Raw genomic sequence first — 25,605 nt, forward strand, 5'->3', positions numbered from 1 at the left:
AATACCTATCTGAACTAGAAATAGTAGGTGGCGCAGCCAACCTGCAGGCCGGAGCCAACCTGGATGATCAGGCCGATGTCGCCGCGCGCCGCTAGCTGCTGATCATTGACCTGTTGCAGCGTGTAGGCCAGTGACGACGTAAAGAGATCATGTTGAGCCGCGACCGTCACCACCTTGCGCGCATCGACTTTCAGGGTCCGACCCAGCTGACTGTTAAAGTCGGCCGAGATCTGCGGCGGCAGGATGACGCGGATCTGCTCCAGCGACAGGTTCTCCTGCCGCAAGAGCTCAGCGACGGTCTCCTGGATGCAGCGCAGATAGTGCAGCTGCAGCTGCGGGTCGCGTTCAAAGTGCATCACCGTCTTGCCGTCGCGCACCATCGAGTGGGAGCGCAACGCCCCCTGGTGCTCGGCGAAGGACTTGAAGACGAAGTGCCCAAAGCCGATTGCACCATCGGGACTGGATTCAAGCAGCAGGGCCGAGCCGGTCTCCTCGACTCCGGCCAGTTCAACCGGATAGCTCTCGCGGTTATTCTCTACCTCTGAGGCGACGATCAGGGCCTTGTGCGCCCGCCGCGCCTGGATCAGTCCGATGGCGGCATGGCAGGCATTAAGCGTCCCCAGACCGCCGTTTAAGATGTCCAGCGCGAAGGTCTTCTTGTCCTCCTGCGTCTCGATATCGGCGTTGATGTTCAGCCTCCCCTCAACCAGGGCGGCCACCGCCGGCTCGCACAGGAAGTCATCGCGATAGACGCCCGAATAGATCAGCAGATCGATCTCGCCGCGCTCGTAGGGCAGATTAGCCAGGCAGCGCTCGGCGGCGGCCTCGATCATCTCCAGCGTCTTCCTCTCTACCTGTGACCCGGCCGGAATCGTCCCAACACGGGCCACCTGGACGCGTCGATTGGCGGGCAGGCGCGAGACAAAGCTCTCCTCCGGCTCAATCTTGCTCGGCGTATAGCTGCCCGTCTCGCGGCGGCGGATGCGCTCGGGCAGGTCATCAAAGGTATAGATGGCGGTGCCGATGGTAGCGCCTGATCCGGTAATGCCGAAGATAGCGTTGTCCCCCGGCTGGATGCGGTTAGAGCGGATATTATCCATCAGCGCGATCATATGCGTGGTGGTGGCCGTATTGCCGCGCTCCGCGATATTGTTGATCACGCTCTCCTGCTTGCAGAACTCCTCGCCGAAGTACTTGTTGATCTCGCGCGGCACATCATTGATGGTCGTATTGGAGGTCTGGTGCACGATGATATGCTGGAAGGCCTCCTTGGGCCACTGCGTGCGCTCCATGATCATGCCGGCGTGCGAGACCGCCTGCTTCAGGTTGACGGCCGAGACTGTCACGGCATCGGTATACATGATGGCGCCGCCGTGTGGCTGATCGGTCGCCTTGCCGATGCAGGCCTCGCTATAGCGGCCCAGCGTATACATCTCGAACTCGTGGAAGCCGACCTTTTGATCCTGCGAGCGCTCCAGGATCAGGGCCGCGCCACCATCGCCGACCGTCAGGCAGGCCAGGCGCGAATCCATGAAGTTCTCGATCTCCTTCTGCGCCGTCAGCGAGAGGTGGCTGATATACTCGCCGCTGACCGCCATGCCGCGCCGGATCAGGCCCGTGCGGATAAAGGCATCCACCACGTAGGCCGCCGTAAACAGACCGGTGCAGGCATTGGAGACATCCAGCACGATGGCGTTATCGAAGCCGAAGTGCTGCTTGATCTGGATGGCCGTCCCCGGCTCAAAGGTGAACTGCAGCGGCGCGTTACAGCGCGAGATGTTGCCGCAGACGATCATATCGATATCGCCGGGCCGGTATTTTGAATTGGCCAGGCAGTCGGCCACCGCCTGGATAGCGATATCCAGTGAGAACTCGGTCTCGCCAGCCATGCGCCGCGACTTGATGCCGGTCAGCTTCGCCAGCGGGAAGCGGATTGGACGCACGCAACCCGCCAGCACCTCCTCGCTCGTAACGACCCTGGGCGGCAGATAGGTGCCCAGGCTCTCGATCAGCGTATTGCCCATCTCCACCGGCTCTGACTGTTCTGATGTCGGTGCCGTGGCGCGCTCGGGCATGGAGACCGGGGTCTGCGACATGGTCGTTTCAGGTTTTGCCGCTGCTTCTGGTTCCGCCTGCCTGGCGTCGATGGCCGTAGCTAGCTCGGCGATGGTCTGGAACTCGAACAGCATCTCCAGCGCCAGTGGCAGGTCCGCCGCGTTGGCCCTGGCTACGATCTCCAGAGCCTGGATCGAGGCGCCGCCCAGGTCGAAGTAGTTGTCGTGGACGCCGACGCGCTGCAGTCCCAGGATCTGCGTCCAGATTTCCGCCAGCTTCTGTTCGGTCGGCGTGCGCGGGGCCACGTAGGCCACCTCCAGATCGGGACGGTCGCTATCGGGCTCGGGCAGCGCGTCTCGCTTGACCTTGCCGTTGGGGGAGAGCGGCAGCGCGTCCATAAAGACGAAGGCGCCCGGAACCATATAATCGGGTAGCTGCTGCTTCAGGAAGGCGCGCAGCTCCTCGATGGCTGGCTGCTGGCCTGACTGCTCCGGCACCAGGTAGGCCACCAGGCGCTTATTCCCCATCGCGTCGTCGCGGGCCACCACCACCGACTCGGCGATGGCGGCGTGTTGATTGAGCGTCGCCTCGATCTCGCCCAGTTCGATGCGGAAGCCGCGAATCTTGACCTGGTAATCGATGCGGCCCAGGAACTCGATGGTGCCATCCTCTCGATAGCGGGCCAGATCGCCGGTCTTAAACAGTCGCGCGTCTCCCTTCTCGCTGAAGGGATCGTGCACGAACCTCTCGGCGGTCAGCTCGGAACGGCGGTGGTAGCCACGGGCCAGGTTGACGCCGCCGATATGCAGCTCTCCCGGCAGATTGACCGGGACCGGCTGCATGGCCGCATTCAGGATGTAGATCTGCGTATTGGCGATCGGACGGCCGATGGGTACGCTGCTGACCTGCTCGCCGCGCTGGCATTCCCAGGATGTCACGTCGATGGCCGCCTCAGTCGGACCATACAGGTTATGCAATCCGGTGCTGGGGAAGCGGGAGAAGAAGCGCTCCTGCGTTTCAGGGGCCAGCGCTTCGCCGCTGCAGATCACGTTGCGCAATCCCTGGCAGCCGCTCAGATCGGGCTCGGTCAGGAAGGCCTGCAGCATCGATGGCACGAAGTGCAGCGTCGTCACCCGCTGCTCGCCGATCAGGCGGGCCAGGTACGCGGGGTCCTGGTGGCCACCGGGACGCGCAATCACCAGCCCGGCGCCGGTCAGCAGGGGCCAGAAGAACTCCCACACCGACACATCGAAGCTAAACGGCGTCTTCTGCAGCACGCGATCCTGGCTGGTGAGCTGGTAGGTCTGCTGCATCCAATGCAGACGGTTGCAGATGCCCCGGTGCGTATTCATCACGCCCTTGGGCTTGCCGGTCGAGCCGGAGGTATAGATCATATAGGCCAGATTTTCCGCTCCGGCCTGACTGGTGGGATTGGCGATCTCTTCTATCTGGGCGCTATTCCACCCGGCGTCCAGGCTGATGACCTGAGCCTGTGTCGATGGCAGGCGCTCCTTCAGATGCGTCTGCGTCAGCAGTACGGGCACCTGCGCGTCCTCCAGCATATAGGTCAGCCGCTCGGCGGGATAGGAGGGGTCCAGCGGCACATAGGCGCCACCGGCCTTGAGGATCGCCAGCAGGGCCACCACCATCTCAAAGGAGCGCTCCATGCTGACGCCGACCAGCACATCGGGTCTCACGCCGAGCTGCTGCAGGCGATAGGCCAGGTGATTAGCCGCGTAGTTGAGCTCGCGATAGCTCTTGCTCTGGCCTTCAAAGACCAGCGCCACCGCCTCCGGTGTACGCTCCACCTGCGCCTCGATTAGCTGCTGCAGCGTGGTCTGATCGGGATAGGGCTGCGCGGTCGCGTTCCACTCGACCAGCATGCGCTGGCGCTCCGCCTTCGTCAAGAGTGGCAGCTGCAATAGTGGCTGGTCGGGCTGCTCGACGATCCCCTGCAGCAGCGTCTGGAAGTGCTGCTCCATGCGCGCGATCGTGGTCGGCTCAAACAGATCGGTATTGTAGCGGAAATCTGCGCTCAGGGCGCCATCGACCTCAAAGACCGTTAGGGTCAGATCGAAGGGCGCGCCCTGCTGCCCATAGGCGAACGGCTCAAACGTGAGCCCCGTCTGCTCCACCTGGCGCGCCAGCGTCCCCTGTCCCAGCCGCTCCAGGTCCTGGGGACTGCGCGTGCGCGGCCGATCCCAGATGAACAGTGTCTGGTAGAGCGGTGAATAGCTGGGATCGCGTTTAGGCTGCAGGCGCTCAACCAGCAAAGGGAAGGGATAATCCTGGTGCTCCAACCCCTGTAGCACGCCCTGGCGCGTCTGCCCCAGCAGTTCTTTGAAGGTGGGATTGTCAGACAGGTTGGCGCGTACCAGGATCGGATTGGCCAGGTAGTCCACCACGCGTTCCCACTCGGAACGGGTGCGCCCCAGCGCCGGCGTGCCCACAATGATATCTTCCTGGCTGGTATAGCGATAGAGCAGGGCCTGAAACGCGGTCAGCATCAGGGTAAAGAGGGTCACTTTCTCGCTCCCGGCCAGCGCGCGCAGGCGACCGGTCAGCGTAGCGGGCAGCGCAAAGCTATGCGAAGCGCCCGGATAGGTCTGCACCGGTGGACGCGCATAGTCCAGCGGCAGATTGAGCACGGGCAGATCGCCCTGCAGCGTCTGCTGCCAGTAGCGCCAGTGCTCCTCCCCTTCTGGGCTCTTCAGCATATCCTGTTGCCACTGCACGTATTCGTTATGTTGTGGTCCCACCGCGCCCAGCGGCGCAGGGGTTCCGGCCTGTTCCGCGGCGTAGAGGAGAAATAGTTCATCGACAAAGATATCCAGCGCCCAGAAATCGACGGCGATATGGTGCGCCACCAGGGCCAGCACATAGTCCGTTTCAGAGCGCTGATAGAGCCTGACGCGCAGCACCGGTCCCGTGGTCAGATCGATGGGCTGATTGCTCTCCGCCAGCAGCTGCCGCCGGATCTCATCCAGACTCAGGTGCGCGGCCGCGATCTGCTCGAACGGCAGTGTGCGGTTGGAAACGATGTGCTGAGCCGGCTCACCATCATGCAGCGCGTAGGTGGCGATCAGAATGGGATAGCGCTGTGCCAGGGTACGCAGGGCGTTTTGCAGCGCCCGCATATTCAGGCTGGAACTGATATGTGCCGCGTACAACAAGTTGTACGCGGCACTATTGGGGGCCAGGCGCGAAAGAAACCAGAGCGCCTTCTGGTTGTGAGAGATGGGCACCCAGGACTCCTGGACCCCTGCCTTCTCGCGCAACAAACGGGCCAGCAGAGCACGCTTGGCTTCAGCCGACAGATTGGAAAGATTCTTTGAGGAATCGCTCATCGATTTAAGTCTTCTTTCTGTGCGATTTCATTGAGCAATGCCTCGACCTGCTCATCCGAGAGCTGATCGATCTGTGCCAGCAATGCTGCCGCATCCTGGGCGTTGAGGTCCGGGCGTTCCTCGGCATGTCCATTGGTTTTCTGCCCATGTTCCTCAGGCAGCATCTGCGCGAGGAGGGTATCGACATCTTGCTCTGAGAGTTGATCTAGCTGAGCCAGCAGGCGCTCTGCGTCCTGCGCCGACTCAACCTCCGCCGCGTTCGCCTCAGGTGTGGATGGCGCCTCGTCGCTGACCGCCGGAGCGACCACGATGGTATCCGCCAGCTGCTGACGCACCTGGTGGGCGAACTGTACGATGCTGGGACCCTGCAAGAAGGTCACGATCGGGATGCGGATGGCCAGGTCGCTCTCCATGCGATTCTTCATCTCGATCGCCATCAGGGAGTCCAGTCCCAGGGTGGTCAGTGGCTGCTCGCTATCCAGCCGCTCGGGCGGCAGGCGCAGGACGCTGGCCACCTGCGCGCGCATGTATTCTTCCAGAATGGCCTGCCAGCGTTCAGCGGGGGCCATACGAATGCTATCCAGGATCGACCCGGCCGCCGTCGAGCTGGCGTCTGATTGCTTGTCGGTCGAGGATGTATCAACCAGGTGGCGTACCAGGGGCAGATCGGCGATCTGGGTATAGTACTGTGCCAGCAGCTGCCAATCCAGCTTCAGTACACCGACGCGGGCACGATCCTGCGGGATCAGCAGTTCAAGCGCCTCCAAAACCTGTTCAGGTGTGATGCGCTGGATGCCGCGCGACTCCCAGTACTCATGCACGCGCAGTCCCTCGCTGGTCGCGCCGAAGCCGATCTGGGAGACCGCGCCCCAGTCGATGCTCAGGGCAGGCTGGTTGTGCGCGCGCTGGTAGTGGGCCAGCATATCCAGAAACTCGCCCGCCGCCGCGTAGTTGCCCTGTGCGGCCGAGCCAAAGAGCGACGCGCCCGACGAGAAGGAGACAAAGAAGTCTAGCGGCTGCTCTTTCAGCAGGCTATGCAGCAGCCAGCTACCGACCACCTTGGGCCGGAAGACCGCCGTCAGCGCATCCTGCGTTAGCTGTGCCAGCGGGCGCACCAGTGACTCTCCCCGCGCGTCCTGCCAGACAGAGGCGGCATGGATCACGCCCTTGAGCGCCGGATTGCCCTGCTGGGCATAGGTGGTCAGAAAATTGGTCAGCTGCGTCTCATCGGTCACATCGACGGACGCGTAGTGGACCCGCGCACCCAGGCGCTCCAGTTCGCGGATGCCGGCCGCCTGCTGCGCCTGGCGGCTGCCAGCTGGGAGTGTATCCCAACTCTCGCGGGCCGGCAGCTCACTGCGACCCAGCAAGACCAGGTGCCCCGCTCCCTGTCGCGCGAAGCGCCGCGCCACCTCCAGTCCCAATCCCCACAGGCCGCCCGTAATCAGGTAGCTGCCATTTTTATGCAGGCTCAGGGATCGCGCCGCGCTGGCCTGGCTGCGCACCATGCGTGCCACATAGCCCTGTCCGGAGCGGAAGGCGATCTGGTCTTCCTGCTTATAGTTGCGCAGCGCGCCGAGCAGCTGCGTGGCCGCCGTCCGCGCCGTCTCCTCGGGGTCCAGATCAACCAGGCCGCCCCACAGCTCGGGATGCTCCATGGCGCAGGTCTTGCCCAGTCCCCATAGGGGGGCCTGGCTGATCTCAAGCTGGGTCAGATTGGAGTCAACCGCCTGGGCTCCACGGGTCGCGAACCACAACTGGGGAGGTCTGGTACCACCGTGTTCCGCCAGCGCCTGAATCAGCTGCAGCGCATGGCCGGTGCTGATCTGCTGATCCTCTTCTAGCGACGCCACGCTGGTGGCCGCCACGGGGGTCGTATCCAGGCTCCACAGATGGATCACGCCGGTGAGAGGCTGGTCCTGCAATGCCTCCCGCACGACGCGTTGTGTATCCTCGCCCTGCGCCGGATCAATCTGATAGTGTCCGGGTGAGAGGACGCGGTAGCGGCTGCCGGCCACCACGCGGATACAACTGGCTCCCTGCTGTTCTAGCTGCTCAATCAGCTTCTGCCCCACGCTGCTCTTATCGGTAAAGACCAGCCAGCGCCCTGACAGATCTGTAGCGGCTGGCGGGGTCAGCGAGGCCGGCTCCCACTGCAGCTCATAGAGCCAGTCCTGCAGCTCCTTTGTCTCCGTGATCGGATTGGTACTCATGCTGGTCGCGGCCAGCACCGTATGCTGCAGCTGCAGCCCGCTGGCCTCGACCAGCAGCTGCCCCTGATCATCGAGCAGGCGCACCGTCCCTTCGATCACTTCGCTGCCCGGAGTGGCCTCGGTCGTCAGCTGCGCGTGGCTCCAGACGGAGGTGGGTAGTGGCCGGTGTTGCTGGAAGCTGCGGATGCCGCTCGGCAGATAGAGATCGGTCGCGCTCTCAAGCAGCTCCTGTGGCAGCGTCGCGATCAAGACCTGCAGCGCCGCGTCCAGCAGGGTGGGATGGATGGTGTACTTCTCGGCCTCCTGTATCAGATCGGCCGACAGCTTCACCTGCCCCAGTGCCTCACCGTCGCGCTTCCACAGACGGCTAATGCCCTGAAAGCTCTCGGCCAGCTCGACGCCATGCCGCCGCAGCTGCTGGTAGAAATCCGCCGTATCCACCTGCTGGCGACAGCGCTGGCGGATCGCGCCCAGCGAAAGATTTTGCTCCACGACTGGTCTGCTGGTTGTGGGTGGCTGCGGCGCTGCTGCTTTCGCTGGCGCATGTCCATTGGCATGATGTTGTTCTGCCACGGCCGCCATGGGCTGTAGCTCTCTGGCGACGCGCGACTGCAGGCGGGTATTAGCCAGCTCTTTTAACTGATTCAGATAGGGCATGCTCTCCATCACCAGGTCGGCATCGACGCCAAAATCGATCTGGCAGGCGATCTCGCTGACGCCGGCCTCTTTCAGCTCAACGATCAGGTCGGCGCACTGTTCTGGCGTACCGATCAGCACGCGCCGGGTACTGATCAGGCGATCGGTCACGAAGAGCAGATAATCGTTGAGATCCTGCTCCGACAGTGTCTTCAGATCGACCTGCTGGCCCCGGCTGTAGGCGATCGCGTTCACCAGGTAGGAGGCCGACTTCAGGTACTCGCTGAACGGCCCCTGGATCTGCTCGCGCACCGTGGCCTCATCTTTGCCGATAAAGGTATGCATCATGACCGACACCTGGCCCGTAGCCGGATCGTAGCCATGTTCCGCGCGCGCATTGCGGTAGATGCGGATCTTCTCCGCCAGCTCCGGCACGCTCTGATTGTACATATGGGTCAGCAGGTTGGCCCCGATCTCGCCCGCTTTGGCGAAGGTGTTGGGGTTGCCGGCCGCCGTTACCCAGTATGGCAGCTCGCGCTGAATGGGGGTCGGGTAGGTCTGGATCTCGTCCTGCTTACCATCGCCGCCCGTAACCTGAATCTTCTCGCCGCGCCAGAGCCGCTTCACGGTCTCGATGCCACGATACATCACCTCGTGGCGCTGCTGATAGTTATCTGGTGCCAGCGAGAAATCGGTAGGATGCCAGCCGGAGGCGAAGGCGATGCCCACTCGGCCGCCTGACAGATTGTCAACCACGGCCCACTCTTCCGCCACGCGGATAGGATTGTGCAGGGGCAGAACCACGCTGCCCGCGTGCAGCCGGATCTGGCGCGTCTCGCGCGCCAGGGCCGCATGCAGAACCGCTGGATTCGGATAGAGCCAGCCATCCCTGGTGAAATGGCGCTCGGGAATCCAGACCGATGAAAACGCGTGCTGGTCAGCAAACTTCGTGCTCTCGATCACCAGGCGATACTTATCGGCGTGAAAGGGCGTCTCACTGCTCGAAAAGAATATCAGACCAAAGTCAATATACTGGCCACCGCTGGATGTCGTTGGTGATGCCACAATATCCTCCAGACTAGTTCCTTAATGAGTATGAATTTTACCAGTTGCATGGAGCGTCCAGTGGTCGTGTGGTTGATCTGGTGCACCGACAGCATGGCTATAAATAGTAAAGGTTGCCTGATCCTGGGTGTCGGCAGAAAGAACAACTTGAACCTTCTGGGGACCCTCCTCCGGCAAGAGGAGTAGCTTCTTAAGCTCAATCTCTTTCAGGCTATAGTTATTGGTGCCAAACGCCTCCCTGCTCGCGGCCTGCGCCATCTCGATGTAGGTCGACAGCGAAAGGGCGGGCGAGCCCTGGACGCGATGGTCCTTCAGGTAGGGAGTTCGCTGCGTATTCAGTATACTCTCCCATACGTGCATGCGTACAGGTTGAACCAGGGCAACATGGGTATCCAGCAAGGGATGGCGTTGAGAGACAGGGTTGTTCTCTACGAACTCTGTTCGTCGCGCCTCTGGCTGCGTGGCGGGCGCATCGCTGGTCTCAAACCAGTAGCGCTGGCGCTCAAACGGATAGGTCGGCAAGGCGATGCGCTGGCGCTGATAATCGTGGTCAAAGCCAGACCAGTCAAGGTCGACGCCTAGCACAAACAGCTTGCTCACGCTTTCCAGCAGGGTCTGCCAGTTGCCATGATCTTTGCGCAGCGATGACAGCCAGCTATACTCTCCTGCCGACAGGTTACGTTTCCCCATATTAATCAGTGTAGCGGCCGGGCCAATCTCAACAAAGACATCACAGCCCTGGCTGGCCAGCGTATCCAGACCAGCCGCAAATTGCACCGCGCTACGGGTCTGCGTGCGCCAGTAGTGGGCATCCACCGACTCGCCAACGCTCAAGATCTGTCCCGTGACATTGCTGACCAGGGGGATCTGCAGCGGCTTAAACGCGATCTCGCTGGCCACCTGCTCAAATTCGTCGAGCATCGGCTCCATCAACGGCGAATGGAAGGCATGGGAGACCGTCATCGGATGCGTCGCGATGCCCGCCGCCTCCAGCTTCTGCGTCATCTCTTGCAGCGCCCCGGCATCGCCCGAAAGCACCACGCTCTGCGGACCATTGATGGCGGCGATCGAGACCAGCTGCCGCACTGGCTCCATAAACGGCCGCAGCTGTTCGGGGGTGGCGAAGGTCGCCACCATGCTTCCCGGCTGCTGCAGCGCCTGCATCAGGCGTCCACGGGCACTGATCAGCTTCAGCCCATCCTCCAGGCTCATCATGCCAGCGACGCAGGCCGCCACATACTCGCCGACGCTATGCCCCAGCAGCATATCCGGCACCACGCCCCAGGATCTCCACAGTTCCGCCAGCGCGTACTCTAAAGCGAATAGAGCCGGCTGCGTATAGGCTGTCTCGTCCAATGAAGGATTTTCCAGCGAAGGATAGAGCACCGACAGCAACGGCTGTTCCAGGTACTGCTGCAGGATCTGATCGCAGCGCTCAAGAGCCGCACGGAACGTCGGCTGGGTATCATAGAGCTGCCGCGCCATTCCCACATACTGCGAACCCTGTCCCGTAAAGAGGAAGGCCAGCTTATGGCTGCGCGCCGCCGCCTTGCGTCCCTGCTGAATGGTCGGCGCCGGCTTATCCTGCAGGAAGGTCGCCAGTTGTCCACGCAGCCGCTCGGCGGTCGTTGTCGTAATCGCCAGCCGCGATGCGAACGGGACCCGTCCCGTATTGGCCGTATAGCAGAGGTCCGCCACCACCGTTCCGGGATGCTCTTTTAAGAAGGATTGGTAGCGCCGTGCTAGCTGCCGCAGGGCCTCATCGCTGTGGGCCGACAGCGTCAGCACGTGCAGCGGCCGCTCCATCTCATTGGTGACGGCGCGCGTCTTCGGCGCCGCCTCAAGGATCATATGCACGTTGGTGCCACCGAAGCCGAAGGCGCTGACGCCCGCGATGCGCCGTTCCGTGGGCCACGGCATCGGCTGCGTCGGGATCGCGAAGGTCGTATCCTCAAAGGAGATATGCGAATTCAACTGCTGGAAGTGCAGATTGGGGGCGATCTCCCCCTTTTGTAGGCTCAGCACCGTCTTGATCAGGCCCGCGATGCCCGCCGCCGATTCCAGGTGGCCGATATTGCTCTTGACCGCGCCCAGCACACAGGTCTGCTCAGGCGTGCGCTGTGGCATCAAGACCGACTTGAGGGCCGCCACCTCGATGGGATCGCCCAGCGGGGTACTGGAGCCATGCGTCTCCACATAGCTCACCAGGTTCGGCTGGATGCCAGCGTTATTGAGAGCCTGGCGGATTACCGCCTCCTGGGAAGGACCATTAGGGGCGGTCAGCCCATTGCTGCGCCCATCCTGGTTCACAGCCGAGCCGCGAATCACGGCCAGCACCGTATCGCCGTCGCGTTGCGCCTCGGAGAGCGGCTTCAGCAGGACCAGTCCGCAGCCCTCGCTGCGCACATAGCCATCGGCGCTCTCATCAAACGTCTTGCAGCGACCATCCGATGACATCATGCGTGCCTGCGAAAAGGTAATCGTCAGTTCGGGTGTCAGGATCAGATTGACCCCACCGGCCAGCGCTAGCGTACACTCATGGTTGCGCAGGCTCTGGCAGGCTTGATGGACCGCCAGCAGGGACGACGAGCAGGCCGTATCCATCGCCATGCTGGGACCGCGCAGGTCCAGCACATACGACAGACGGTTGGCCGCGATACTATGCGCGTTGCCCGTGCCAGCGTAGGCATCAGCCTCCTCAGGATGGCGGAACTGCAGGCGCGAATAATCATCGCTACTGATGCCCACAAAGACGCCCGTCTGGCTCCCGGCCAGTCGCGCCGGGGAGATCCCCCCATTCTCCAGTGTCTCCCAGGCCACCTCCAGCAGCAGACGCTGCTGAGGATCCATGCCATTCGCCTCGCGTGGCGAGATGCCGAAGAAGGCGGGATCAAACTTATCCACATCGGGCAGGAAGCCGCCCCAGCGTGTATTCATCTTACCGGGTGTGGCCGGGGTCTCGGCATAGTAGTCCTGGCTATTCCAGCGCTCACCGGGCACCTCTGAGATGCCATCGACGCCGTTGCGCAGCATCTTCCAGAACTGCTCGGGATCTTGCGCGCCCGGGAAGCGGCAGCCCAGACCGATAATCGCGATCGCATCCTGGTCAAACCTCTGCTGATCGGGCGTCTCAACCGCCTCTGTCGCGACGAGCTCTTCTCCATTCGCCAGGTAGCGGGCCAGCGCATCGATGGTGGGATAATCATAGGCCAGCGTCGGGGCCAGCGACCGATGTAGCAGATCCTCCAGGTCGGCGGACAGACTGACCGCCTGCGCCGAATCCATACCATAATAAGCAAATGGCGTCCTTACATCGATTGCAGTGGGCGCCACCTTCAGCGCCTCCGCCACGTGCTCCACCAGCCAGACGCGCAGCGTATCCACGTCTATCGTCGGCTTGGAGGGCTGTTCCTCTGTAACGGACTGCTCTTCTTGTACCGGCTGCGGTGTGGTCTCCTGAGCGGGCCTGGCCACCTGCTGAGTGCCGACATCGGATGCGTCCTGCTGCCAGGAATACACCACGTCGAGCGAACCTTCCAGGTAATGTTCTTTCGTGCCCCGGCGCTGCACCTTGCCACTGGACGTCTTTGGCAGGCTACCGGGCTTGATCAGGGCGATCGCGTACACCTGCACCTCGTGCTGCAGCGAGATCGCCTGACGCATCGTCGCCGCTACCTCCGCCAGATTGGAGGACAGCGCGGTGCGCTCAACCTCGTGTACGATGACCAGGCGTTCTTCGCCACCTGCCTCGATCGAAAAGGCGGCCCCACCATTGAGGCGCAGGGCGGCGTGGCAGTTCTCCACCGTCTTCTCAATATCCTGAGGATAATGGTTGCTGCCACGAATAATAATCAGATCCTTCAGGCGCCCCGTAATAAAGAGCTCATCCTCATGCGAGAAGCCCAGATCACCCGTACGCAGGAAAGGACCCTGACCATCGGCCAGGTGGGCCTGGAAGGTCTCGGCCGTCTCTGCGGGTCGCTGCCAGTAGCCCTGGGCCACGCTGGGTCCGGAGAGCCAGATCTCGCCCACACGATCGGCCGGGCACGGCGTACTGGTTTCGGGGTCCACAATCAGCATCGTCTGATCGTCCTGGCTCTTGCCGCTGCTCACCAGGGTTCTGATATTCTGCTCCTCGCCCTCCTGTTGATCCGTTGCTGGTACTTCCTGAGCCAGATTCTGTTTCAGGGACTGAGCATCGAATGAACGCACGGTGGGGAAGACGCCCTTGGTGCCCGCGCTTATCAGCAGCGTCGCCTCGGCCATGCCATAAGAAGGGTAGAAATAATTGCGGCGGAACCCGCTGACCGCGAAGGCTTCCGCGAAGCGCTCCAGCGTATCCGCGCGCACCGGTTCCGCGCCATTGGCCACGATCTCCCAGTGGCTCAGGTCCAGCGTCTTCTTCTGCTCCTCTGTAACCTTGCGCACGCAAAGATCATAGGCGAAATTGGGGGCGCCGCTGATGGTGGCCTGGGTATTTGAGATTGCCTGCAGCCAGCGGTACGGGCGTTGTAAAAAGGTAGTCGGGGCCATAATCGTTGATTCGTAGCCCGCGTAGAGTGGTTGAAGCACACCACCGATCAGGCCAAGATCATGATAGAGCGGCAGCCATGTTACGCCGTGGGCCGTCTCGGGATGCTGGCAATAACGTGCGACCAGCGATAGATTATGCAGTAAGTTCCCATGCGTCACCATCACGCCTTTAGGGACCCCGGTGGAGCCTGATGTATATTGCAAAAACGCCAGCGTCGCGCTATCCACATCGGGCATCTCCCATTGGGAAGAGGTATCAGTGAGGGTATCGGTGACAAGGACAGGCGCAGACTGTAGCTCAGGGGTCTGCTGGATTAAATTGGCAACCTTTGAAGAAAGGGTGGTGGAGGTTAGAACGACCTCGGCATCGACGTTTTGCGCGATTGCTCGAAATTTTGTCAGGGTACGATCTGAGCGAACCGCAGAAGGCGGGTACACCGGGACTGCAATAATTCCACTGTATAAGCAACCGAAGAATGCGACGATAAAGTCCAACCCCGAAGGGTATATCAGCAAGGCGCGGCTTCCACGAGGAACGCGCTCTTGTAATGACGCGCCGATAATTCTTGCTTGGTGATCAAGCTCCGCGAATGTGAGGGCATCTTTTTCTTTGTCTCCATCAGTCAAAAAAGTGTAGATGCGCTGTTCGGGCTGTTGAGCTGCCCTCCAACGAAGGAGATTGACCAGAGTAGAAAACTCACGCGAGGGTGGCAAAATACGTGTTTTCAATTTACTATTCCTGGTCGGGAAATATCGACAGCCAGTTGCTAGTATAAGAGCAAAAAGCAATCGAGTTACATATTTATTTATGCGTCTGTTATTGATAATACATTTAAGTCAATGGGACTGTCAACCATTTTTTTTCACAGAATCCCGGCCTGTCTTGCTGAGTTTATCACATCAATGCCTGTACTGTACGGCTCCTCTTCTATAGCGAAAATGAGCCTGACTTCTTGCAGGAAGTCAGGCCCATTTGTATGGGTATTTGATTGTGGGAAAGCGCAAATAGTAAGCTTTAACCATCAGACCTCATATACTTACTATATGTATTGGCAGCGGGCCGCTGACGGAGAGATATTTTGCGCTTCCTGGCTATTCGCCGCCCAACTGACCGCCGGCAGCACCCAGAACGCGGTCAAGGGTCTCGCGTTTAATGCGATAGGCCTGGCGCTCATTGACATGGGGCAGAATGACCGCTTCCAGGGCACCCTGCTTCACCCAGCGACGAACCGTCGTATCGTCTACACGTAAGATATCGGCAACCTCAGATACTGTTAATAGCTCGCTCATGTGCTTTTCTCCTTAATTCATTAATATCAATCTTGTGATGTGTTTTCTACTGTCACTTGCTCTGCACTATCTTGTTGCTAAATACGCTCGACAGTTAAGAAGTGATCACTGCGTTGTAGAAATACACAAGAAAACATTGTATATGCATTGTACAATAATGTGGTCAGGTAAGTAAAGAGGGGATGTAAATTTTAGTATATTTAGTATATGCAGATAAGAACTTAAGCAATGCTTTTTACCTATATAAATTTTAACAGTTTTGTTATATCTATGCATCCAAGTAAGCATAGCTAGAACTATCTGGCTAGTTTTTTAGTTTTTCACCATTTTTATACTTTGGAACAGTTAAAAAGAATATTTTTTTTCTCCAGCCTTCCAAAGGATAAAAGTTGAAAAGAGGGGTATCGAACGGAGGCCGCATACGCGGCCCTCCGTGTTTTATATATGGGTGGGGTAAAAAAACGCGTCGGACAGGCGTTTTTTTACCCCACCCATATATAAATTGTCTGAATGCGAACTTTTGGCAATATACGTTTAATACGATCATCTGGTGCGCGAATCAGTTGAAAAAGGGCTCGGGTTTTGGTACAGTAGCAATTGATAATAATGCCTCTTGCGCGCTATTCTTTTCTCTCAAATACTACTGTTGCCAGGGAGGTTTTGGTTATGTCAACAGAAACACATAAGGAGACGCTTGGTTTCCAGGCTGAAGTAAAGCAGCTATTGGATCTGATGATTCACTCGCTGTACAGTAACAAAGAAATATTTCTACGTGAACTCATTTCAAATGCATCGGACGCAATCGATCGTCTGCGCTTCGACGCCCTTTCAGATGCATCATTATATGAGCACGACACAGATTTTAAGATTCGCGTCTCATTTGATAAAGATGCTCGCACGATCACCGTCGCGGATAATGGTATTGGTATGAGCCGCGAAGAGGCTGTCGAGCACCTGGGCACGATCGCCAAATCGGGCACTCGCGAATTCTTCCAGGCGTTGACCGGGGATCAGCAGAAGGATGCCAACCTGATCGGTCAGTTTGGTGTTGGTTTCTATTCTTCGTTTGTGGTTGCCGATCGGGTCACGGTCCTGACCCGCCATGCTGGTCTAGAGCCGGATCATGGCGTGCGCTGGGAATCTAACGGCCAGGGAGAGTACTCAATCGAGAACATTGAGAAGCCTTCTCGTGGTACCGAGGTCATCCTGCATCTGCGCGAAGACGAAGACGAGCTTCTGAACGGCTATCGTCTGCGCTCAATCATTCGCAAATACTCAGACCATATCACCTTGCCGATCGTAATGAAGTCGGAAGAGAAGGATAAAGAGGACGAGTGGGAGGTCGTAAACACGGCGTCCGCGCTCTGGACCCGGTCACGCAACGAGATCAGCGAAGAAGAATATAATGAATTCTATAAGCACATCTCGCATGACTTCAGTGATCCTCTGGCCTATACCCACAGTCGTATGGAGGGAACGCAGGAATATACCCTGCTGCTCTATGTGCCGTCGCAGGCCCCCTTCGATCTCTACACTCGTGAAGTCCATCATGGTGTCAAGCTGTATGTGCGCCGCGTCTTCATCATGGATGACGCTGAGAAACTGATGCCGCGCTACCTGCGCTTCATCCGTGGCGTCATCGACTCCAACGACCTGCCCTTGAACGTTTCGCGTGAGATCCTGCAGCAGAACCGCATGATCGACGCCATTCGCTCCAATTCGACTAAGAAGGTGCTGGGTCTGTTCACCGACATGGCCAGAAACTCGCCGGAGAAGTACGCTACCTTCTGGAAAGAATTTGGCCGCGTCATCAAGGAAGGTCTGCTGGAAGACCACAACAACCGCGACACCCTGGCCAAACTGCTGCGCTTTGCCACCTCGACCTCCGGCAGCGAGACCCAGAACGTCTCGCTGGAAGAGTACGTCGGGCGTATGAAAGAGGGGCAGGACAAGATCTACTATATCGTGGCCGACAGCTACGCCGCGGCCAAGGATAGCCCCCTGCTGGAGATCTTCAAGAAAAAGGGGATCGAGGTCCTCTTGCTCTCCGATCCCGTTGATCACCTGGCGCTGCCAGAGCTGCGTGAGTTCGACGGCAAGCAGCTGCAATCGGTCTCCAAGGGTGAAGTCGACCTGAGCAAGCTGGAAGACGAGCAGGAGAAAGAGGAACAGCAGAAGAGCGCCGACGAGGCCAAAGATCTGCTTGAGCGCCTCAAGCAGGTCCTGGGCGAGGAGGTCAAAGACGTGCGCACCACCAACCGCCTGACGACCTCTCCGGCCTGTCTGGTGGTCGACGAGTACGGCATCGACCCCAGCCTCAAACGCCTCCTGCAGTCCGCCGGACAGCAGATCCCCAACGACAAGCCGATCCTGGAGATCAACCCCCAGCATCCCCTTGTCGTACGCATCAAGGGAGAAGCGGACGAGCAGCGCTTCTCCGATTGGGCACACGTGCTCTTTGACCAATCGGTTCTCAGTAGCGGCGAACAGCTAGAGAATCCCGTCACCTTTGTCAATCGCTTAAATAGCCTGCTGGCACAGCTCTAACCAGCAGCAGAAAAAAGTGCTGTTCTCGAAATTCCGAGGGCAGCCTTTTTTCTGAAAGGCGTAGGATTCGTGCCTTCGGCCCCTGACTCTACGCGCCTACGGCGCTCAAAAAGTTTAATATATGTGTTGGTGCAAAAAGCGCGTTCAACGCGCTTTTTGCACCAACACATATGTTATAAACGCAGGCGGCAACCCGCTGTGTTGCGCCAATCTCTAATTAAAATAAGGGCGGCCGCGTAGCGAACGCGCGTGCGGGGGCGTTCACACACGGGCATAACGCGAGAGGAAACGCAAGCACCGAAGTGAGCGTGCATCCGTAGGTGCTGGGCTTGCCCCAGCTTGCCGCGCAGCGGCCCGTACCCGGGCGAACGCGTTCCACCAACGATATCATCTTTCCTATCGGATGTCCGAGAAGACAATTATCTGGCTTTTGCAATTTGTACAAATATATTATATATTTGTATTGTGCAAATTGCACAAACGAAGGGTCAAATTGCTTCGTAAAGATGTAATAAAGGGTGTGAGTAGAAGTGTTTTCGAAGTGGCTATATATCGAAGTGCATAAAGATTTTTGCCACCCCATTTTTTGGTCGTTTTTTGGCCCCCAAACGCCAGATTATGCCGTATTATATGTATGTCAGCGAAAGCGAAACGACAAACAAAATCAATTACCTGGGCTGAAGGTTCGACGGCGAATCTTCCCCTCAGTTAGCCAAAAGTATAAAAAGTAAAAGCAACAGCCTGAGATAACCTCAAGGAGGAGCAAACAAACATGAACACACCACACAACCACAAAGATCACATGAAAATCGGCCGCTACCAGTCCTGGTTAGAGGATGGCAAGCTGAAACTGTACTACCACGAGTTTGGCAATCCCAGTGGCATGTATTGCACGATGAGCGCTGAAGAGACCCGTGGTCTGCTGGAGCTGTTGAGCCGCAATAGCGAGGGCATCAACGAGGCTCTGTACGTGAACGAAAAAGAGTCCAGAAACAATTACGCCGGCCTCTAGTCGTTCGAACTTCCTGATGAGGTTGTTTCGCTGCTAGATAGCCGATGAGTAAAACCGAGGGGATCGTCCTGATATTTCTATCAAGAGGACGATCCCCTCGGTTTTTGTATGTCAGTTCGCTGTCGAAGTGATCAAATCGCTACACAAAGAGCGGCTGCATACCCAGGCCGGCCACCATCTTCTCCATTTCTGAATCCGGGGTTGCCTTCTCAAAGCGACTGGCCGCGTCCAGCACCTTTGGTAGGAGATGGATATCGCCAACGGTATTGAGGAAGATCCCCTCGTGACCCAGGACCCAACCGACGGCGCGATCGATATCCTCCTGGTTCTCCAGGGGAGCGTACCAGGTGTTGCGTTTGTGCTCCTCGCCCAGCCAGGGCTTGTAGGCAATCGATTTAATAGTCTGTACGGCCACGTTGCGCTGCTTGCAGGTCTCGACCAGGGCGTTGAAGTTTTCCGCGTAATACGGATTCTGCAGCGTTACATAGTTGCAGGGCAGCAGGACCGAGTCGAAATCGAAGCGTTCCAGGCTACGTCGATGGGTAGCGGCGATTTGCAGTCCATGACCGGTCACACCGATAGCGCGCACCAGTCCCTGCTTCTTCGCCTCGATGGCCGCGTCGATGACGCCGCCCGGGCTCAGGGCGATGTCCCACTCGATAGGATCGGCCAGGTTGTGGAATTGCCACAGATCAACATAGTCGACCTTCATACGCTCCAGCGAGCGCTGCAGCTCCTCCATCGCCTTGGAAGCGGTACGCTCACCAGTTTTTGTGGCCAAAAAGAAATCACCGCGATGCTGAGCCATCCAGGGGGCAATGCGCAGTTCCGCATCGCCATAGCTGGCGGCTACGTCGATGTGGTTAACTCCATATTTGAGCAGTACCTCTAACGTCTGATCTGCTTCCGCCTGCGTAACCGAACCCAGGGCGGCGGCACCGAAGAGGGTGCGCGTGCTGTTATGCCCGGTCCGGCCAAAAGGCTGTTTGGCAATAGTCATAAATACGTTCTCCTGCTTCTATACATTCCAATCAAAAGACGAGAGTGACATAGCGCTTTGGTCTGCATGGCCAAAGTAGTTCTATCCTTTCGACTATCTTTATTCAACGCATAAAATTCAGAGTTGGTCAATACACTTTTTCGTCGTACCTGCGGTACGAGGAGTTTCCCCGCCTTCGGCGGGGGAGGGGGGAAAGAAATATTGGGGGACTTGATCATGCCGCCAGCATGCTCGCCCCAACCCCCGGCAGGAGGGCTCGCCGCCCTCCTGCACCTCCTGCATCGAGGGGGAAAGAGAATTGGGGGACACCCCTTACGCGTTAACGTAAGGGGTGCAGGGTCCTCCCTGCCGGGGTGTGGGGACTTGAGCATGCTCCCAGCATGCTCGCCCGCACCCCAGCAGCAGGGCTAGCTGCCCTCCTGCACTTCCCGCATGGTGAATGCGTCCATCAGTTTTGTGATGGATCTCTCACGTATTATAATTTTTTTATATGACGTTATTTTTGATCACGATGTATGGAGCAATAAAGGAGCAATTGATGGCCCTGACCACTGAGGATTTGGATCGCCTGTTAACGGATGCAGCCGCGCGGATTGAGGATGTTGTGACGCTGACGCAGCGTATCTGCGCGGTCGCGGCCCCTACCGGTGAAGAGGGGGAGCGTGCCGCGTTTGTGGCGCAACTCTGGCGGGAGCGCGGCTATGCTCCCGAGATTGATGAGATTGGCAACGTTTATGTGCGGCGCGGGCAGCAGGAACAGGGTAGGCCGCTGGTGATGCTGCTGTCACATATCGACACGGTCTTTCCGGCCACGACACCCCTGAAGATCTACCGAGAAGGGAACCTCGTGTATGGTCCAGGGATCGGCGATAACAGCGTCAGTGTGGCTGCTGTAATGACTGTATTTGAGATGCTGGATGCATATGGCTGGGAGGCGCCGGTAGATCTGCTGGCGGTGGCCGACGTTGGTGAGGAGGGCCTGGGAGATCTGAAGGGCGCCAGGGCCGCCGTAGAGCGCTACAGGGAAGATATTGGCGCCGTCCTGGTTGTGGATGGGAACCTGGGCAGCATCGTCAATGTCGCCGTCGGCTCGAAGCGCTGGAAGATTACGGTCAGGGGCCCCGGCGGACACTCCTTTGGTTCCTTCGGCGTTCCCAGCGCCATCCATGGTCTGGGGCGCATTATCGCGGGCCTGGCGGAGCTGCAGGTACCAAAGGACCCCAGGACCACCTTCAATGTAGGCATGATAGAGGGAGGCACGTCGGTGAATACCATTGCTCCCCGCGCCTCGGCGCTGCTGGATATGCGCTCCATCAACCCACAGGCACTGGATACCCTGGTGGCGCAGGCGCGAACGATCGTGGAGCAGCGCGCCGGTGCCGGTCTGCAGACCGAGATCGAGGTGATCGGTGACCGGCCCGCAGGCAAGCGCGGTGAGGACGATGAACTGGTCCAGCTCGCTGTAGAGGTTGTGAAATGGATTGGTTATCAGCCACAATGTGTGGCATCGAGTACAGACGCCAATATCCCCATTAGTCTGAACATTCCGTCCGTTTGTATCGGCGTCACAAAGGGCGAGAAGGCCCATACCACGGAAGAATGTATGCACGTTGCTCCCCTGGGCAAGGGTATCGCCCAGTTGTTGCGACTCTGTATGGAAGCCAGCGCGCTGGTGGCATCCCGGCAGCCATAGGCCCGTGCCACCGGGATGCATCGGCTAGGCGATAGTAACAACGTGCTTGATGCCACCGGGCTTCTTGAGCAGGACCTCGGAGGCCCGCTGCATTGGATGGCGTTCGGTAATCAGATTGGGCAGGATCGAGGGCCAGCGCTGCTGAAACACGCCCAGATGCTCAATGGCGGACGTAAAGGTGGCCGGTCCCGCGTTAACCGTACCGATGATAACCTGGTTCAGCGGGGTCAGATTATGCAGCGTCGCCGCGCTATCGATACCATAGGGCTGCCTGGGATTGGTGCCGCTGGTAAAGATAAATATGCCATTGCGATTGAGATGTTGGATGATTTCAATCGCCATCGGGGCGGCATCCATAGCTTCGTACACCAGGTCGATCTGCTTCACTTGCTGTGTCAACTCCTCTATGGGAGTCGTCTCGGATGAAATATAGGTGGCGCCGATGGCGGTTACGATATCGGCCTTTTCATTGGGTGCCTGGGCGCGGGAATAGACGTAGGTATCGAAGCCCTGGATCACGAAGAGCATCGCGCCCAGCAGGCCGATGGGGCCGGCGCCCAGCACCACGGCGCTCAGGCCACGTCCAGGCTCCGTGCTGGTAGCGGCACTGGTCTGCCATGGCAGGCGTCGCTGAATCTGTAGAGCCTGGTCCAGGGCTTTCTCAGCGATGGTCAACGGCTCCGTCAGCACGGCCACCTGTCTCAGCTCTTTGGGAGCGGGATGCAAAAAGCGAGCATCATCCACCACATATTCGGCCATATAGCCATGAAGTTCTTTAATGCCTCGTTCTGTATAGGTGCCGGTCTGACAAAAATCCTGGTGCTCGGCCTGGCACGCCCGGCACGAGGGATCGGCACAGGGGCGGCGCACCTCAGGCACCACCAGGTCGCCCGGCTGCAAGTGGGTAACCGCATCTCCAACGGCAACCACTTCAGCCAACGCCTCATGTCCCAGAATCAGATAGTCGCTATGTGCGGGTGGAGAGCCAAAGGCCTGGGCGCAGATATGGCGATCGGTGCCGCAGACTCCCACTTCCAGTAGCCTCAACTTTACCTGCTCTGGTCGCTCGATCTGTGGCTCAGGATGTTCAACCACCTGGACCTCTTTTGTTCCTGGAAAGACCGCAATTGCCTTCACGAGTTATCTCCTTGTGCATCGATAATAACAGGTTCTTGCTGCTACTATAACATGTTTCCCTAGCAGATGTGCCTTCTGGCGGTCGATTGATGATGGAGCGGGTCAGTGTTTTGTCTCATATATGATATGATAAGCTCAATGAAATTACTGTCATAGACCGGCACGAGGTTTCGCATCAAAGGTGCTCAGGAGTCTGTTTTTGTGTTGATGCAACGGGGGCGCATTCGCGCCCCCGTTGCATCAACACAAAAACAGTGTGGCCGCGCCAGCGGACGCCTGTGCGGTGGCGCTCACGTGTACTAGCACGAGGGAAGTAAGACACGTTCTCTGATCACCATGGATTGAGCGTTATCCAAACCATCGAAGGCCATTTGAATTAAAGGAGTATCCATGAGTTTCCTCTCGTATCCAGGGACTGCCGAACAAAAACAACTGCTTGAGACGGCTGCCAGGCTGGCCGACCGTTTCGCGGAGCGTGCCGCGCGCTACGATTGGGAAGGGCACTTCCCGATAGAGAATTTTAAGGATCTGCACGAGGCGGGTTATCTGACGCTCTCGCTGCCACGCGAACTGGGAGGACAGGGTGCTTCGTTGCTGGATCTCGTCCATGCTCAGTACCGGCTGGCGCAGGGCGATGCCTCGACGGCGTTGGTGGTAACGATGCACCTGATGCATAGTGGTCGGCTGGTCGAGGGACGCGGGGAGCTGCCTCCGGTGATCAAGCAACTGTGCCGGGACATAGTTGAGCATGGAGCCATGATCAATAGCGCGGTCAGCGAGCCGGCGACCGGAAGCCCAAGCCGGGGAGGACGTCCCCAGACCACCGCCCGGCGCCAGCCAGACGGCAGCTGGCGCATCGATGGACGCAAGACCTTTACCACCGGCAGCCACGCGCTCAGCTATTTCATCGTCGGCTGCAGCATCGAGGATGCCGGGGGAGCGGAAGCCGGTTTGCCGGCACTGAAGTCCGAGCGCGGCAACTTCCTGGTCCCCAAAAGCACCGAGGGCGTACGCATCGAGGACACCTGGAACACCGTTGGCATGCGCGAAACCGGCAGTAACGACCTGATCCTGGAAGGGGTCCACCTGGGGGTCGAAGCCTATCTTGACGAGCAGCTCCCCGTGATCCCCAGCATCCAGACCAAGCAGGGCGTATGGGGATTGGTCCTGGCCTCCGTATACCTGGGTATCGCGCAGGCTGCCCGCGACGAAGCCGTCCGCTTCGCGCGCAGCCGCCGCCCCAACTCGCTCAAGCAGCAGTCGATCGCCACCGTCCCCCATATTCAGGACAAGATCGGCCGCATCGAAGTCCTGCTCTTTGAGAGCAAGGCCTCGCTCTTTGGCCTGGCCGAACACTATACCGAGGACAACAGCAACGTAGAGCCCGCCCTGGTAGGAGCCGTCAAGTACCTGGCGACCAACAACGCCATCGAGATCATTGATCTCTCCATGCGCGTCGCCGGAGCCGCTAGCCTGGCTCTCAGTTCGCCGCTGCAGCGCTACTATCGCGACATCCGCGCCGGTCTGCACAATCCGCCTATGGACGACGTCGCTCTCGCCGCCCTCGCCAAACGCACCCTCGAAGATCCCACCGAACCCGCAAAATAACGCCCCATAACCGTAGGTGCCGGGCTTGCCCCGGCTTGGAGCTCCGCGACCCGGTACCCGATCACCCACGTTTCCCCGTGCGTCGGGCTTGCCCCGGCCTGGAGCTCCGCGACCCGGTACCCGGCCACCCACGTTTCCCCGTGCGCCGGGCTTGCCCCGGCCTCCGGCCCCGTTTGATGACGTCGGGAACATCATCAAACGGGGCCAACGATTAGAAGGTCTCGTAGAGGTAGGGCTGTTGTGGTGTGAACATGCTGAGCATGGTGGCCTGGATCTGTTCTGATGGATCGCCCCAGTCGCGAATAGCGAACGTAGCCGGCTCGTGGGTCCCATAGATGAGCGCTGATACGGCCTGGATCGACAGGTTGCAGTCCGCCGAGGTGGCGGGATTGATCTGGAGCTGGCCATCGCTCTGTTCAAAGCGATATGTGCCGCTGTTCCAGGGACAGTACTCGTCGTGCACGTGTGCCGTGAAGCTGCCAGGTCCAATACTCATACCGTTAAGCCGGGTGATATCGACGACGCGGCCCATGGGAGCTCCTACAGAGGCCACGTTCATATTCAGATCGGCCCACCAGGTCTCTGGCTGTTCAGACGGTGGCAGATGTACCTCGATGGATTTTACGTGGTCGATGTGGCGCGCGAACCATTCCAGCAGCAGGTAGCGTCCCTGAATATCGTGATACCAGAAATGGGCGACCTGGAAATCATCGCCATAGCCCTTGATCTTGTAGAGCATCATCCCCTTGACCTCGCCATGTGAGCGGGCGACAGCCAGCCAGTAGGCATTTTGATCGCGCAGGCTGGACTCGATCTTAGGTGAGAAGCGACCGAAGCCATGAATCCTCTGATGCTGAAGGGACAGGTAGTCCTGATAGAGCTCAAAGCCCTGAGCCAGCTCCATCAACTCCACATCTCCATCCAGATCCTTTTTGAGCAGCGGCTGCAACGCGACCGGTGAGAAGCGTGCCTGCTTTGATTGTGGGAAGGAGGTATAGCCGAGGCGTTGATAGAACGACTCACGGAACGGATAGAGGACGGAGATCGCGTACCCATCCTCGCGCATGCGGGCCAGCAGCGCGGTCAGCATGGCGCGGGCATAGCCCTGGCGACGACCGGCGGGATGGGTAGTGACCGCCCCTATCGCGCCCCCCTGGTAGAACTTGCCGCGAATATTTTGCGTGATGGTCGAGCTGACCGCGCTCGCGCGCGGCTGATTATCGTCAAAGACCGCGAAATAGGTGGCCTCATCGCGATAAGCCAGATCCTTCTCCCAGGCTGCCCGTTCGGGAAGCGAAGGCGTTGAACGAAAGGCATAGGAGGTCAGCAGGCGTGTCACCTCTGAAATCTCGTCTGCTTGCATCTGGCGAATAGTAATATTGGACATAAGACACGATCTTTCTAGTATTGCGGTGAATAATGGTGAGGAAAAAAGCCGAAAAATAGTACCAACCGCTGACTGGCAATCA

General features: G+C 58.9%; 11 protein-coding genes. 4 read left to right on the forward strand and 7 right to left on the reverse strand.

The window, feature by feature from the left end:
• Positions 1-14: 14 nt before the first annotated feature.
• The 4 genes from KTT_RS15950 to KTT_RS15965 all read right to left on the reverse strand — a co-directional run bounded on the left by KTT_RS15950 (position 15) and on the right by KTT_RS15965 (position 15,139).
• Complete coding sequence (locus KTT_RS15950; protein WP_126596932.1) at positions 15-5,402, reverse strand: non-ribosomal peptide synthetase; 5,388 nt, start codon at positions 5,400-5,402, stop codon at positions 15-17.
• Positions 5,399-9,316, reverse strand: a complete 3,918-nt coding sequence (locus KTT_RS15955) for a type I polyketide synthase (RefSeq protein ID WP_126596933.1) — start codon at positions 9,314-9,316, stop codon at positions 5,399-5,401. The genes KTT_RS15950 and KTT_RS15955 overlap by 4 nt, the downstream gene beginning before the upstream one ends.
• Positions 9,317-9,337: 21 nt before the next feature.
• Positions 9,338-14,578: a type I polyketide synthase gene (locus tag KTT_RS15960; protein ID WP_126596934.1), complete on the reverse strand. Its 5,241-nt coding sequence runs from the start codon at positions 14,576-14,578 to the stop codon at positions 9,338-9,340.
• Between the two features lie 363 nt (positions 14,579-14,941).
• Complete coding sequence (locus KTT_RS15965) at positions 14,942-15,139, reverse strand: helix-turn-helix domain-containing protein (protein WP_126596935.1); 198 nt, start codon at positions 15,137-15,139, stop codon at positions 14,942-14,944.
• 666 nt (positions 15,140-15,805) lie between these two features.
• On the opposite strand from KTT_RS15965, the gene htpG reads away from it, so the two are divergent.
• Positions 15,806-17,686, forward strand: coding sequence for a molecular chaperone HtpG (gene htpG, locus KTT_RS15970; protein WP_126596936.1), 1,881 nt, complete (start codon positions 15,806-15,808; stop codon positions 17,684-17,686).
• A gap of 772 nt (positions 17,687-18,458) precedes the next feature.
• Positions 18,459-18,698, forward strand: a complete 240-nt coding sequence (locus tag KTT_RS15975; RefSeq protein ID WP_126596937.1) for a hypothetical protein — start codon at positions 18,459-18,461, stop codon at positions 18,696-18,698.
• Between the two features lie 139 nt (positions 18,699-18,837).
• Here KTT_RS15975 and KTT_RS15980 read toward each other — a convergent pair whose 3' ends face one another.
• A complete protein-coding gene (locus KTT_RS15980) occupies positions 18,838-19,698 on the reverse strand; it encodes an aldo/keto reductase (RefSeq protein ID WP_126596938.1) in 861 nt (286 codons plus the stop codon).
• Between the two features lie 538 nt (positions 19,699-20,236).
• Here KTT_RS15980 and KTT_RS15985 point away from each other — a divergent pair.
• The gene (locus tag KTT_RS15985) at positions 20,237-21,391 is read left to right on the forward strand and encodes a M20/M25/M40 family metallo-hydrolase (protein ID WP_126596939.1); all 1,155 of its coding nucleotides are present in this window, start codon (positions 20,237-20,239) and stop codon (positions 21,389-21,391) included.
• A 24-nt stretch (positions 21,392-21,415) separates the two neighbouring features.
• Here KTT_RS15985 and KTT_RS15990 read toward each other — a convergent pair whose 3' ends face one another.
• The gene (locus tag KTT_RS15990; protein WP_126596940.1) at positions 21,416-22,528 is read right to left on the reverse strand and encodes a glucose 1-dehydrogenase; all 1,113 of its coding nucleotides are present in this window, start codon (positions 22,526-22,528) and stop codon (positions 21,416-21,418) included.
• A 390-nt stretch (positions 22,529-22,918) separates the two neighbouring features.
• Between KTT_RS15990 and KTT_RS15995 the strand changes: the two genes are divergently transcribed.
• A complete protein-coding gene (locus KTT_RS15995) occupies positions 22,919-24,136 on the forward strand; it encodes an acyl-CoA dehydrogenase family protein (RefSeq protein WP_126596941.1) in 1,218 nt (405 codons plus the stop codon).
• Positions 24,137-24,347: 211 nt separating this feature from the next.
• Here the strand turns inward: KTT_RS15995 and KTT_RS16000 are convergent, their stop codons facing one another.
• On the reverse strand, positions 24,348-25,523 hold the full coding sequence (locus KTT_RS16000) for a GNAT family N-acetyltransferase (protein WP_126596942.1): 1,176 nt from the start codon (positions 25,521-25,523) through the stop codon (positions 24,348-24,350).
• Positions 25,524-25,605: the final 82 nt, after the last annotated feature.

The organism is Dictyobacter aurantiacus (assembly GCF_003967515.1).
GTDB lineage: Bacteria > Chloroflexota > Ktedonobacteria > Ktedonobacterales > Ktedonobacteraceae > Dictyobacter > Dictyobacter aurantiacus.